Source organism: Bradyrhizobium lupini (assembly GCF_040939785.1).
GTDB classification, from domain to species: Bacteria; Pseudomonadota; Alphaproteobacteria; order Rhizobiales; family Xanthobacteraceae; genus Bradyrhizobium; species Bradyrhizobium canariense_D.
Genome location: NZ_CP162553.1, coordinates 5,891,351 through 5,904,630 on the forward strand (window position 1 = coordinate 5,891,351; position 13,280 = coordinate 5,904,630).

The following is a 13,280-nucleotide window of genomic DNA, read 5'->3' on the forward strand; positions in this document are numbered from 1 at the left end:
CGACTTAGGCCACGACCCTGGCTTCGGCGCTGCCGAGGCGCTGGCGTTCCTTTGCGAGATACTCGTCGATCGCGTCGCCGTGCATGGGCTTTGCGAAGTAGTAGCCCTGGATGAAGTCGCATCCCAGCCGGCCTGGAGTAACCGTGCCTGCCCGTTTTGAGCATGGCGGCCATAGCCGCAACGCGGCCGGCTGAGGTTTGACCGCGCACAGTCGGCTCGTCATACTTTGCGCCAAGGCGAGCCAGAAAGACTCGTCGGTATCGGGAGCTGAAATGACCAAATCATTCTCCGTCCTTGCGGGGACGCTGATTTCCGTCGTCTCCTTCACTTCGATTGCCTTCTCGCAGCCGGCCTGCGTCACCCAGAACATGGCCGTGCCGCCTGGGGCCAACACCACCGACAAGGCGGGCCCGTTCTTCATTGATACGACGGGTCTTGACTTCAAGACGGCGCCTCCGACGCGCGATCCATCCAATCCCAATTATCCACGCGCCACAGAGCTTCCTGACGGAACGCTGCCGCCACCGGGTGCCGAGGGCAATTTCATCATCGGTCCCACCCACAATCCTGCGCCGGAGACGATCGCGAAGGAGGGCGTGCCGCGTGGGACGACAAAGTCCTTCACGCTGTCGTCGAAGGAGAGCACCATCTACAATCCTGGCCTGATCCGCGATGACGCCGCCGGCTGCACCAATTCCTCGATCATGACGACCGTCACGGCGCCGGACGACAAGTCGCACATGATCGTCACCACCAGCCATCCCGGCGTCTGGTCGCGCACCATCGACGTCTATGTGCCGGCGCAATATGTGCGCGGCAGCGAGGCGCCGTTCATCGTGGTCGGCGACGGCGGCTCCAACGCCTACAAGGACCTCGCCGTCACGCTCGACAATCTGATCGCGCAGCGCCGCGTGCCGCCGATGATCGCGATTCAGATCGGCAATGGCGGGCAGGACGCGCAGGGCAGTCAGCGTGGCCGCGAATATGACGCGGTGTCAGGTGCCTACGCGCAGTTCGTCGAGCGTGAAGTGCTGCCGCTGGTCGAAAAGAACGCCGATGTCAAGCTGACCAGAAATCCCGATGGGCGTGCGACCATGGGGCTGAGTTCGAGCGGTGTGGCCGCCTTCACCATGGCGTGGTTCTATCCGGATCTCTATCACCGCGTGCTGGCGTTCTCGCCGACCATGGTCAACCAGCAATGGCCGCACGACCCGTCGCTGCGCGGCGGTGCCTGGGAGTATCACAGCGCATGGACGGGGCCAGCCACACCCCATCTCATCTCCAAGGCGGGCGTGCTCACGCCGGCCGAGCCGCCCGGCCTGCCGCTGATCGTCGCCGCGCCGACCAAGCCGATCCGGTTCTGGTTCTTCGGCGGCGACCAGGACCTGTTCTATCCGAACCCCACCATTCCCGATGGCATGCACGACTGGACCCTCTCCAACGCGCTGATGGCCAAGGTGCTCGCGGAGAAGGGCTACCACTATCAGTTTCTGTTCGTCCGCAACGCCAAGCACGTCGACCGTCCCACGATCGCGCAGACGCTGCCGTCGGCGCTGGAGTGGGTCTGGAAGGGCTATCCTATCCCCTGAGCGAAAGTAGCCTAGCGCCCGATCGTCACGCCGGCGGTCGAGCGCATGGCGTCCTTGAGGCTCGTCGCGTTCTTGTCGTCGAGGACCTCTCGCGTCAGCACGGTGGTCTGGCCGGGCGTGTTGAGGATCGTCTCTCCGCGCGAAAAGGAGAGGCGGTCGGCCTTGTAGGGTGAGGCCTGATCGGTCGTGGGCGCATGGCGTTTACTGGATGCGGCGAAGGCTCCTTGCGAGACGCAGAGGACGACAATCACGACCAGTCGCAACGATCTTGCGGGCATGCGATCTCCCAAATTCAGGGCGTTAGCCTAGCATATGGGCTGCTCGTCACTGGAATAAAGGGTCAGGCGAGAGCGGCCTGGCGTTCCCGCATTAATTCGCGGACCGGATCGGGTTTCCCCGGCTCGGCGAGCCGTGTAAAACTGCGCTGGCTTGCATGCGCGGGGGCTTCGACAATCACGCCTTCGCAGACGATCTGTCCGCCGAGCATCCGGAATTCCAGCTTGTCGTAGCGCGGCATCGTCTCGCCGGGCGCGGGCGGCAGCAGCCCGACGCTGCCCTGGATGTTCAGCGTGGCATCATCGGCGCCGTGGAGGCGGGGATTCCACATCCTGATCCCGGTCTCCGCCCAGCGCTGCCGGATCAGCGCGGCGCGGTCGGCGGGCTCTGCGGCTCTCACGCGAGCTTTCGGTGCATACGGGATCTCCGGAGCCGGAGACACGAGGGCCGGAGCTGGCTCGATAGTTGTGACGACGCCGAGCGTCTCGGTGGAGTCTTCCGCGGCGCCGGGGGAAGGATCGCTCTCGGTGCTATCCTCAGGGACATGCTCCGGCGAGATGTCGCGATCGGCGAACGCGACACACGTGTCGTCGAGAGTCGAGGAAGTATCCACGTCGACGACCAGAGCGATGGCGTCAACCGTGACGACCTCGACATCGACAGAAGAGGCCTTCTCCGCCACAACGGGCTCAACGTCGGCCGAAAGTTCGGAAGTTGGATCGCTGTTGATGATGAGTTCGGGGACGTCGACCGCTTCGCGCACGACGTCGATAGTCGCGACCGAAACTTCCACGACGATCGGCTCGACTTCCGTCGGCGTTTCCTGGGATGAATCGTCGCTGCCGCTGACATCGGCTGGCGTTTCCGACGGGCTCTCCGCGATGACAGGGCTGGAGGTGTTGTCTTCGGCGGCTGAAGCCGCGACCGGGACGTCGCAGTGCGACGTATCCGCGTTGATGCTGGTGTCGAGAGCCGGAGCCGTATCTGCAATTTCTGCAACAATGGCGGGTGAGGCGTCTACTGCGTCAGGCGTGACGTCGATGCTGCCACCGTGCGGCGCGGGGCGAAGCCGGGTGAACGCCCATTTCACCGCGGCGATGCGGCGCAGCAACGATATCAGTCTCGAAAGCACTGGGAGTTGTCCAAGAGGTACTCGGCTTGAGGCCATCGCTGATTCGCCAGCAATGTAAAAATCCCCGGCTGTCACACTGATGTCAATGTAGGTAGGACCAATTGCAGAACATCCACGCCTTCAGGGCGCGCGGCTGCGATTTAGCCGGCGTGACTGTAACCAAGGTGCAGCCCCGCCAATACGCTTCGTTCGACACCAACACCTTCGCACATGACATCGACAAGCTTTGACGGCACAAAGGTTCTGGAGAGGGGACGATCGCCCCTCTCCAGGATTTTCGATCGATACCGGCCTACTTTCCGGCGCCGGAGCCGGAGCCAGCGCCGCCGCCGGCCTGGCTGCCCATGTTATTGGTGTTGCTGCCGCCGGCCGACGGGGTCTGCTTGCCCTTGCTGTCGGCGGCCTCGTTCTGCATGTTCGACGACGCGCCGGTTGTCATGCCCTTGGTCGCGGGGCCCCGCGACGAAGGACCAACGTCGCCCTGGCCGGATGCGCCTGGGGCGGGTTGTGTCTGCGCAAAGGCGCCGCCGGTCGCCAGCGCCATGATGCACGCGGATGCCAAAATGATCTTCTTCATCTGGTTTCCTCCTGGGTTGCCTTGACGACAACTTGCGCGCGGAGCGGACGTTCCTCACTTAGGAGCGCCGCGAGGCTCATGACCAAGCGCATTGCGGCGCTGTCGAGGTTCCCTGTACAGCTCTATCGACGGTAAAGTTTGGAACATCGAGCATCTTGTGTAAGGACGAGGCATGAAAAGGATAATGACTCTCGGAGCGGTTCTGCTCTGGTCCACCATCGCGTTCGCACAGGAGCGCACCATTACTGTGGCCTCGACGACGTCGACGGAACAGTCGGGGCTGTTCGGTTACTTGCTGCCGCTGTTCTCGAAGGCCAGAGACGTTGACGTGAAGGTCGTTGCCGTCGGTACGGGTCAGGCGCTCGACATCGGGCGGCGCGGCGATGCAGATGTCGTGTTCGTCCATGACAGGCCTGCCGAAGACAAGTTCATGTCCGAAGGCGAGGGCGTGAAGCGCTTCGACGTCATGTACAACGACTTCGTCATTGTCGGGCCGAAGAGCGATCCCGCCAAGATCGCCGGCGGCAAGGATGTGGCCGAGGCGCTGCGCAAGATCGCGGCCGTGAAGGCGCCGTTCATCTCGCGCGGCGACAAGTCCGGCACGCACGCGGCCGAACTGCGGCTGTGGAAGGAGGCAGGCATCGACCTCGGTGCCGCCAAGGACGGCTGGTATCGCGAGATTGGCCAGGGCATGGGTCCAGCACTGAACATGGCGTCGTCGTCGAACGCCTATCTGCTGTCGGACCGCGGCACCTGGTTGTCATTCAAGAACCGCGGCGACCTTGCCGTCCTCACCGAAGGCGACAAGCGGCTGTTCAACCAGTACGGCGTCATGCTGGTCAATCCGGCCAAGCATTCGAACGTGAAGGCGCGGGACGGGCAGGCCTTCGTCGACTGGCTGATCTCTCCTGGGGGGCAGGAGGCCATCGCGGGCTACAAGGTCGGGGGCGAGCAGCTATTTTTCCCCAACGCGTCCCACTAGCAGGAAGGCGACGGTCGACACTGCGACGCTGAGTGCGAGCAGGATCAGCCCGAGCCCGAGCGCCAGCGGCAGGTCGCCCTTGCTGGTCTCCAGCGCGATCGCGGTCGTCATCGTGCGCGTGAAACCGCGAATATTGCCACCGACGATGAGGATGGCGCCGACCTCGGCGATCGCGCGCCCGAAGGCTGCGAGAAAGGCCGTCAGCAGCGAGGTCCGGCCCAGCGCGAACAGCAAGCCGATGCTGCGTAGCGTTGACAGCCCGTCGATCCGTGCGAGGTCGCCATACTCCGCCCACAGCAGGCTCGCCGGCCGGTGCACCAGTGCGACCACGATCGGTGTGGCGAGCAGCGTCTGCGCGACCACCATGGCCGCCGGCGTGAACAACAGGCCGGCGGCCCCGAGCGGGCCCGAGCGCGACAGCAGAAGATAGAGCGCGAGCCCGACCACGACCGGCGGAAGGCCAAGCAAGGCATTGGTCAGGACGATGATGACCTGCCGCCCACGGAACCGGGTGATCGCAAGCAGCGCCCCGAACGGCGCCCCGATCAGAAGCGCGAGGATGCTGGCAGTCAGGCTGACGCGCACCGACAGCCCGACGATGCCCAAAAGCTCTGCGTCGGCCTCGCCGATCAGTGTGAATGCGGCGCCGATGGATCGCGCGAAGTCGTTCATCCGTGCCCGAGCTTCGGCGCCCGCCACGATGCCTCGGGTGCGCCGATTTCGGGACTGCGGGGGTGATTCACGTATATTTCCCTGAGGGCAGCGTCGTGCAAGGCAGCGGCGGAGCGGTTTGGTAACCCGAATTTGACCGGAAATCAAAGCCTTGCGCGGCATGGGTACGAGGTGGCGTTCGGCCTCATCTTTTGCCCGATGCGGGGACGGTCGGGGCTCAGATCAAGCCGCGCAGCACTTCAACGAGCCGGGCACACTCGGCCTCCGTTCCGATCGTGATGCGCAGAAAGTCCTCGATGCGCGGCTTTCCGAAATGCCGGACCAGAACGCCACGCTGGCGAAGCGCTGCCGCGAGATCTGCTCCGCTCCGGCTTCGATGGCGCGCGAAAACGAAGTTGGCGAGCGACGGCAGCACATCGAAGCCGAGTTGTCTGAGATCGCGGGCCAAGGTTTCGCGGCTTGCGATGATACGGGCACGGGTGTCTCGGAACCAGCCGTCGTCCTCGATCGCGGCGACGGCGCCGGCGATCGCGAGGCAATCGAGCGGATAGGAGTTGAAGCTGTCCTTCACCCGTTCCAGCGCTTCGATCAGCGGTCGTTGGCCGATGGCAAAACCAACCCGCAGGCCAGCGAGCGAGCGCGACTTCGAGAAGGTCTGGATGACCAGCAGATTGTCGTGGCGCGCAACCAGCGGCACGGCGCTCTCGGCGCCGAAATCGACATAGGCCTCGTCCACCACCACCAGCCGGTCCGGCTGTTCGGCCAGCAGCGATGCGATTGCGTCGCGCTGAAGGGCGATGCCGGTAGGAGCGTTCGGATTGCAGAGGAGGATGGCACTCGATGGTCGCATGTAGTTGGAGATATCGATCCTCATCGCAGCATCGAGCGGCACCTCGTCATGCGTTATTCCATAGAGGCCGCAATAGACAGGGTAGAAGCTGTAGGTGACGTCGGGGAATAGAAGCGGTGGTTCGTGCTTCAGAAGTGCCTGGAAGGTGTGGGCCAGCACCTCGTCGGAGCCGTTGCCGACGAACACCTGCTCGGGCGCCACATCGCAATGGGCCGCGATCGCCTCGCGCAGGCGCGTTGCGCGCGGATCGGGATAAAGGCGCAGCCGCTCTGCGGCCGATGCGATCGCCGCCAGCACGCGCGGCGAGGGCGGGTAGGGATTCTCGTTGGTATTGAGCTTGACGATGCCGTCCTGCTTGGGCTGCTCGCCGGGGACATAGGGCGAAAGCGTGTGGACGACTGGACTCCAGAAACGGCTCATGAGCTCCAATCCGAATTTGATCGGGGCACAGTAGGGTATGCGGGAGCCCGGTGGAAGTGCGCCTGCGTTCAGCATTGCAGGCAAATCCGCACGAGGCTTACTGCCGGAGACGTTCTCGCAAGCGCGACCCCTATGCTAGGGTCATTGCACCACCGCCCAGAATGAAAAAGAACGAAGGCCGGCGCGCCCCAAGGCGCGCAACGGCCGAAAAGAGAGGAACACATGCCGGGTGCAGCCCTTCCCACCGCCCCCTCGATTCCGAGCGCGCCGGTGACGTCAGCCGTTCTCGACCGCTTGCGGGCCATCGTCGGCGACAAAGGCCTGATCGTGGACGAGCAGGACAAGCTGCCCTTCGTGACCGACTGGCGCGGCACGCTGGCGGGGCAGGCCGCGGCGATCGTGCGTCCGGCCATCACCGCGGAAGTCTCCGCTGTCGTCAAGCTCTGCTACGACAACGGCATTGCCATCGTTCCGCAAGGTGGCAACACCGGCCTGATGGGCGGTGCCACGCCGTGGCCCATGCACCGCGGCATCGTGCTGTCGCTTGGTCGCATGAACCAGGTGCTGAATATCGATCCCGTCGGCTATGCTATGACTGTGGAGGCGGGCTGCATCCTCGAGACGCTTCAGGACACAGCCGCGCGCCACGACCGCCTCTTTCCGCTCAGCCTCGGTGCTCAGGGCTCGTGCATGATCGGAGGTAATCTGTCCACCAATGCCGGCGGCGTGCAGGTGCTGCGTTATGGCAATGCGCGAAATCTGGTGTTGGGTCTCGAGGTCGTGCTGGCTAACGGCGATATCTGGGACGGCCTGCGGGCACTCAAGAAGGACAACACCGGCTATGACCTCAAGCATCTGTTCATGGGCGCCGAAGGGACGCTCGGCATCATCACCAAGGCGGTGCTGAAACTCTGGCCGGCGCCGAAAGACGTGTGCACGGCATGGCTCGCAATTCGCGATCCCAAGGCAGCCATCGACCTTCTGTCGGAGGCGCATGCCGCTTCCGATGACAATGTCGGCTCCTGTGAGCTCATCAGCCGCGCGTGCACCGACATGGTGCTGCGCCACATTCCCGGCACCCAGGATCCCCTCAAGGCTGAGACCGAATGGTATCTCCTTCTCGAATGGTCATCGGCCCGGCCACGACAGGACGGAGGCACGGGCATGTCGGACAGGATGGAGCAGTTCCTGGCCGACCAACTCGAGGCGGGCCGGGTGCTGGATGCGGTGATCGCGCAAACCGAAGCGCAGTCGCGCAACATGTGGCGGATTCGCGAGAGCGTGGCCGAGGCATCGCGCACCGAAGGTCCGGGCTTGAGCTACGACGTGTCGGTGGCGGTCTCCAGGATTCCCGAGTTTATCGCCAGCGGTTTCGAGGCCGTACTCGCAATCCTGCCGGCGATCCGCCCCTATCCGCTCGGCCACATCGGAGACGGCAATGTGCACTTCTCCTTCATGGGTCCGAAGGGCATGGATCTCGGTACACTGTCCCAATATTCTGCGGCCATCACACGGGCCGTCAACGACCTCGTCACCTCCATGGGCGGCTCGATCTCGGCGGAACATGGCATCGGCATTGAGAAGCTCGACGAGCTCCAGCACTATCGCTCTCGGACCGAGCTCGACATCATGCGCACGATCAAGCGGGCGCTCGATCCCAAGAACATCATGAATCCGGGCAAGGTGCTTCGTCTCGGTTGAGCTGTGCCCACCTCAAGTCCGGTGCTCCCGAACGCTTGGCGCTCACGGAGACGGATGCCGCGGATAGGCCGGGCCAAACAGCCGGGGGCGTCAAATCATGCCGTGTGGCGGCCGAAAGGCGGCTTTATTCCCGCCTTGGATGCTTTAAGGAAGGGACAGGATCTGGTCGCACCCGCCCGGGGGCGGTGCTAGACCCTGATGCAGGAACAAAGGGGCGGGCCGGCATGGCACGTCCGCAAGGATGAAGGATTGAGGCAATGATTCAAACCGTTGGCATCATCGGGGCAGGGACCATGGGGAACGGCATCGCGCAGATTTGTGCCGCGGCCGGGCTTTCGGTCGTGATGGTCGACATTTCCGATGCGGCAGTGAACCGCGGGATTTCGACGGTCGGCGGCAGTCTCGAGCGCCTGGTCAAGAAGGAGAAGATGTCGGCGGGCGATCGCGACGCCACGCTCAAGCGCATCACCGGCACCACCGACCGCGCCAAGCTCGTCGATTGCGATCTCGTCATCGAGGCCGCGACCGAGAACGAGGAACTCAAGGTCAAGATCCTGAAGGATCTCTGTGCGACGCTGTCGCCGCGCACGCTGCTCGCCACGAACACCTCCTCGATCTCGATCACGAAGCTCGCCGCGGCGACCGACCGTCCCGACCGATTCATCGGCATGCACTTCTTCAATCCGGTTCCAGTCATGGCGCTGCTGGAGCTCATCCGCGGCTTGCAGACCTCCGACGACACCCACGCCAAGGCGCTCGATTTCGCCAAGCGCGTCGGCAAGGTGGCGATCACGGCCAAGAACAGCCCGGGCTTTGCCGTCAACCGCATCCTTTGTCCGATGATCAACGAGGCGATCTTCGCGCTGCAGGAGGGGATTGCGACGGCGGAAGAGATCGATGCCGGCATGAAGCTCGGCTGCAACCATCCGATCGGCCCGTTGGCGCTCGCCGATCTCGTCGGGCTCGACACCATGTTGTCGGTGATGGAGGTCTTTACAAAGGCTTCAACGACCCCAAATACCGTCCGGCCCCCTTGCTCAAGGAAATGGTCGATGCCGGCCATCTCGGCCGCAAGGCGGGGCAGGGCTTTTATACCTACAGCGCCTGACAACGGCGCGGGCGGCGGGCGTTGAGTGTGCTCGCCGCCAGACCCCGCGATTTGCGCTGCGACAAAGACGCCGCGCGCAATCGGCCCGACAATGTCGAACGGGCGGCCTGCGGGAACAACGGAACGGATAACAAGGGACATGTCGGATCGACTGAAGGCCGAGCGCGAGGCTGCGACCGCGCGGCGGAATTTGCTGACCCAGGATGCAATCGAGCGCACGGGGATCACCGAAGAGATGATCGGGGAACTCGTCACCCGCTTCTACGGGCGCGTGCGCGAGGATGAGCTGCTGGGGCCGGTGTTCGCGATCGTGCAGAATTGGGACGAGCACCTGGCCAAGCTCCGGGATTTCTGGTCGTCGGTCGTGCTGATGAGCGGCCGCTACCATGGTTCACCGATGCGGGCGCATATGCCACTGAACCTGATCGGGGATCATTTCGACCGCTGGCTCGATTTGTTCGAACAGACGGCGCGCGAGGTCTGCCCGCCGCCGGCAGCCGCGCTCTTCATCGACAGGGCGCGCCGCATCGCCGACAGTTTTGAGATGGCGTCGGCAACGTTGGCCGGACGTATCGCTGCGCCGCGTCACGTGCTCCGCTCCTAGAACACAAAACGCTGCCTGAGAAATGCGCAGCCGCGCTGATGGCGCTACGATGGCGCCGAGCGTCGGCGCATTGCACCAATACCGGCAGCATTGATCTGATCTGCAAAATCATCATGCCGGTCGCGTAGCGTGACGTTGCAATTAGAAAAATGCGCGTAAATGCGCGTGTTCGCGTTCAATCAGTGCGAGCATAACCATGTGATGCACTGCGGGAAAAAATCTTTGCCTTTTTTCGGCAGAGTTCCAGCGCCTGCTTGCGGGCATGTCGCGTGCATCGTTCAACACATCCTCTTCATCCTCCGACAACACAGCGGAATCCGACGCTGACGCCTGCACGGAGCAAACCCGGCGGGCGCTGTTGATGAATGCGCTGGCCACCACGGCGTGCCTCGCCTGTTCCACGCAGGTCCACGCGGGCGAGGATGCGCCCGGCTCCGACGAACGGCCTCAGAAGGGCGATCTGCTCGTGTTCTCCGAAGGCGATCAGGAGGGAAAGCCCGTCACCGCGGCCGCTCTGTCGGCCGGCGGACCGCCGGTGCATGCCTGGCCGAAAGATCCGAAGACATCGGTCGTGCGCAGCGCCTCGCGCCTCAATGAGATTCTGATCATCCGCCTTGACCCCACCGAGCTCGACGAGCAGACGAAAGCGCGCGCTGTCGACGGCATCCTCGCCTATTCGGCAATCTGCTCGCATGCCGGCTGTCCTGTCACGGCCTGGGTGAAGAGCGATGTCGGCGACAAGGAAGTGCTCAAATGCATGTGCCACAACTCCGAATACGATCCTCGCGCGGGCGCGCAGGTCGTGTTCGGGCCGGCGCCGCGACGGCTCGCTGCGCTGCCGCTGGCGCTGGCTGACGGCTCGCTCAGCGTCGCCGGAAACTTCATCGGAAAGGTAGGTGGCGCGCAGCCGGGATGATGGGCGTGCGGGTTGTGCCCGCGTCACGAGAGGCCGCATCCGCCGATGGGCGGACGACGGGACGAACGACAAGAATTCAAAACAAGAATTCAAACGGATATAAAAGGGGAACGTCCATGACCAGGAAGCAATGGTTACTGTCCGGCTTTGTCGCCTTCACGTGTCTTGCATCGACCGCCGCCATGTCAGGCCCGATCGAGAACTACGCGCCGGTTACCGCGCAGCGGTTGGAAAACCCGGAGCCCGCCAACTGGATGCTTTACCGGCGGACCTATGACGGGCAGGGCTACAGCCCACTCGACCAGATCAACACCTCGAATGTGAAGAACCTCACCCCGGTCTGGACTTTCGCGACCGGCGTGGTCGAAGGTCACGAGGCGCCGCCGATCGTCAACAACGGCGTGATGTTCGTGGCGACCCCGATGGGCCAGGTGATCGCGCTGAACGCCAAGACCGGCGACGAATATTGGCGCTACAAGCGGCAGCTCCCCGACGACCTGTTCCAGTTGCATCCGACCAGTCGCGGCGTCGGCCTCTGGGAGGACAGGCTCTATCTGGCCACTACCGACGACCATGTCGTCGCGCTCGACGCCAAGACCGGCAAGGTGGTGTGGGACACCAAGGTTCAGGATTACAAGAAGGGCCAGTACATGACCCTGATGCCGCTGATCGTCGACGGCAAGGTCATCGTGGGCGGCTCCGGCGGCGAGTTCGGCGTGCGCGGCTATGTCGCCGCCTATGACGCCAAGGACGGCAAGGAGCTCTGGCGGACCTATACGATTCCGGGCGAAGGCGAACCCGGCCACGACACCTGGCAGGGCGAGGACTGGAAGAACGGCGGCGGCTCGGCCTGGATGACCGGCAATTACGACAAGGACACCAAGACGATCTATTGGGGCGTAGGCAACGCCGCGCCCTGGCCCGGCGAGATGCATCCGGGCGACAATCTCTATACCTCGTCGGTGCTCGCGCTCGATCCGAACACCGGCAAGATCAAGACCTATCATCAGTATCACCAGAACGATTCCTGGGATTGGGATGAGGTCGAAGCGCCGATGTTGATCGACCTGCAACGCGACGGTCGCAACATCAAGAGTCTGGTCCATCCGGGACGCGATGCGATCTTCTGGATACTCGAGCGCACGCCGACCAAGATCAACTACGTCGCCGGTTGGCCGTTCGTCTCCACCGACGTCTGGAAGGGCATCGACGCCGAGAGTGGCAGGCCGATCGTCGATCCCGCGCACAAGCCGATGGTCGGCAAGCGCGTGGAGTTCTGTCCGTCGCTGTGGGGCGGCAAGGATTGGCCCTCGGCGGCCTACAGCCAGAAGACCGGCCTCGTCTACGTGCCCGCCAACGAGAATTTCTGCGGCGGGTTCACCGGCGAGAAGGTTCCGCTCAAGCCCGGCGAACTCTGGCTCGGCACCAAGCCGGAGGACATCGGGCTGAAGACGAAGCCCGGGGCGGATCATTTCGGCGAGCTCCAGGCCTGGGACCCCGTTACGGGCAAGAAGATGTGGCAACACAACTTCCCGAAATCGCAGCTGTTCGGATCGGTGACGGCGACCGCGGGCGATCTCGTCTTCGTGGGCGGCACCAACGACCGCAACTTCCGCGCCTTCAACGCCAAGAGTGGCGAGCTGCTGTGGGAGCAGAAGACCAACTCCGGTATCATGGGCATGCCGGTGTCCTATGAGATCGACGGTACGCAATACATCGCGATCCAGTCGGGATGGGGCGTGGATGCGCAGCGCATCCAGGATGCCCTCGTGACCAACAATATCGGCATCGAAGCCAACGTGCCGCAGGGCGGCGTGATCTGGGTGTTCGCGCTGAAGAAATAGGCCCCGCTGGCGGATCGAAAGAAGCAGAGTGTCAGGGGGCAAATGCGGCGGACGGTAACGTCCGCCGCATTTTGCGTGGGCGTTGTCCCTTCTTCCCCTTCGGGAGAAGGTGGCGCGAAGCGCCGGATGAGGGGTTCTATCCGCGCGTCTCAATGTGCGGACCCGCGCAGGCATACCCCCCACCCACGCGTGATCGTGGCAACTGGCGTCGCTGCCCTCTCCCGCAAGGAAAGAGGGCACATCGATGCGCTTCGGCGAAGAAGTAGAGCCGATATTCGCGATGTCAAAACGCCGATGCTCAGATCGCTACTTCCCCTCGCGCTCGACCTTGTCCTTTTCCTTCTGGTTCATCTCGCGAACCTTGGGATCGGGATTGTGCTGTCCGGTAGTCTGGGTGGTCGAGGGCGGCGTGGCATTGGCGTTGGGCAGCGAGTTCTGGTCCGGCGTGCTGGGGCGCGTCGCCGTTGTCGGCGGCGTGGTGTTGCTCTGGGCGTATGCGCCAGTGGCCGTCAAAAGAAAGGCGCTCGACAGCAACGAGACTGCGAGCGCCTTTGGGATATGGGTCATCGATCTGCTCCTGTCAGATCGATGCAAACGGCGCGAGGCCGC

General features: G+C 63.6%; 13 protein-coding genes and 1 pseudogene. 7 read left to right on the top strand and 7 right to left on the bottom strand.

Features of this window, described 5'->3' with window-relative positions; genetic code table 11:
• Positions 1-4: 4 nt before the first annotated feature.
• Positions 5-280, bottom strand: coding sequence for a hypothetical protein (locus tag AB3L03_RS27910; protein WP_083926599.1), 276 nt, complete (start codon positions 278-280; stop codon positions 5-7).
• Here AB3L03_RS27910 and AB3L03_RS27915 point away from each other — a divergent pair.
• Positions 273-1,589 (top strand): esterase family protein, encoded by a 1,317-nt coding sequence (locus AB3L03_RS27915; protein ID WP_247295114.1) that lies wholly within the window; start codon positions 273-275, stop codon positions 1,587-1,589. The genes AB3L03_RS27910 and AB3L03_RS27915 overlap by 8 nt on opposite strands.
• Before the next feature lie 11 nt (positions 1,590-1,600).
• Here the strand turns inward: AB3L03_RS27915 and AB3L03_RS27920 are convergent, their stop codons facing one another.
• The 3 genes from AB3L03_RS27920 to AB3L03_RS27930 form a co-directional block, all read right to left on the bottom strand.
• Positions 1,601-1,867: a TonB-dependent receptor plug domain-containing protein gene (locus tag AB3L03_RS27920; RefSeq protein WP_018460323.1), complete on the bottom strand. Its 267-nt coding sequence runs from the start codon at positions 1,865-1,867 to the stop codon at positions 1,601-1,603.
• Positions 1,868-1,929: 62 nt separating this feature from the next.
• Entirely contained in the window at positions 1,930-2,976 is a 1,047-nt protein-coding gene (locus AB3L03_RS27925; protein ID WP_368507352.1) for a hypothetical protein, read from the bottom strand.
• 313 nt (positions 2,977-3,289) lie between these two features.
• A complete protein-coding gene (locus AB3L03_RS27930) occupies positions 3,290-3,574 on the bottom strand; it encodes a hypothetical protein (RefSeq protein WP_018460320.1) in 285 nt (94 codons plus the stop codon).
• A 172-nt stretch (positions 3,575-3,746) separates the two neighbouring features.
• Between AB3L03_RS27930 and AB3L03_RS27935 the strand changes: the two genes are divergently transcribed.
• Positions 3,747-4,556, top strand: a complete 810-nt coding sequence (locus AB3L03_RS27935) for a substrate-binding domain-containing protein (RefSeq protein WP_026234000.1) — start codon at positions 3,747-3,749, stop codon at positions 4,554-4,556.
• Here AB3L03_RS27935 and AB3L03_RS27940 read toward each other — a convergent pair.
• Complete coding sequence (locus tag AB3L03_RS27940) at positions 4,530-5,228, bottom strand: ABC transporter permease (protein ID WP_018460318.1); 699 nt, start codon at positions 5,226-5,228, stop codon at positions 4,530-4,532. The two genes, AB3L03_RS27935 and AB3L03_RS27940, sit on opposite strands and share 27 nt — an antisense overlap.
• A gap of 217 nt (positions 5,229-5,445) precedes the next feature.
• A complete protein-coding gene (gene hisC / locus AB3L03_RS27945) occupies positions 5,446-6,498 on the bottom strand; it encodes a histidinol-phosphate transaminase (protein ID WP_368507353.1) in 1,053 nt (350 codons plus the stop codon).
• Between the two features lie 222 nt (positions 6,499-6,720).
• Between hisC and AB3L03_RS27950 the strand changes: the two genes are divergently transcribed.
• The 5 genes and pseudogenes from AB3L03_RS27950 (at position 6,721) to AB3L03_RS27970 (ending at position 12,671) form a co-directional block, all read left to right on the top strand.
• Complete coding sequence (locus tag AB3L03_RS27950; RefSeq protein WP_085384848.1) at positions 6,721-8,199, top strand: FAD-binding oxidoreductase; 1,479 nt, start codon at positions 6,721-6,723, stop codon at positions 8,197-8,199.
• Between the two features lie 257 nt (positions 8,200-8,456).
• Positions 8,457-9,307 (top strand): annotated as a pseudogene (locus tag AB3L03_RS27955) (3-hydroxybutyryl-CoA dehydrogenase).
• A gap of 139 nt (positions 9,308-9,446) precedes the next feature.
• Positions 9,447-9,911 (top strand): group III truncated hemoglobin, encoded by a 465-nt coding sequence (locus AB3L03_RS27960; protein WP_368507354.1) that lies wholly within the window; start codon positions 9,447-9,449, stop codon positions 9,909-9,911.
• Positions 9,912-10,173: 262 nt separating this feature from the next.
• Positions 10,174-10,827, top strand: a complete 654-nt coding sequence (locus AB3L03_RS27965; protein ID WP_018460312.1) for a ubiquinol-cytochrome c reductase iron-sulfur subunit — start codon at positions 10,174-10,176, stop codon at positions 10,825-10,827.
• Positions 10,828-10,943: 116 nt separating this feature from the next.
• Positions 10,944-12,671, top strand: coding sequence for a methanol/ethanol family PQQ-dependent dehydrogenase (locus AB3L03_RS27970; protein ID WP_368507355.1), 1,728 nt, complete (start codon positions 10,944-10,946; stop codon positions 12,669-12,671).
• A gap of 306 nt (positions 12,672-12,977) precedes the next feature.
• Here AB3L03_RS27970 and AB3L03_RS27975 read toward each other — a convergent pair whose 3' ends face one another.
• Positions 12,978-13,238 carry a hypothetical protein gene (locus tag AB3L03_RS27975; RefSeq protein WP_018460310.1) on the bottom strand — a complete coding sequence of 87 codons (261 nt, stop codon included), beginning with the start codon at positions 13,236-13,238 and terminating at the stop codon, positions 12,978-12,980.
• Between the last annotated feature and the right edge of the window lie 42 nt (positions 13,239-13,280).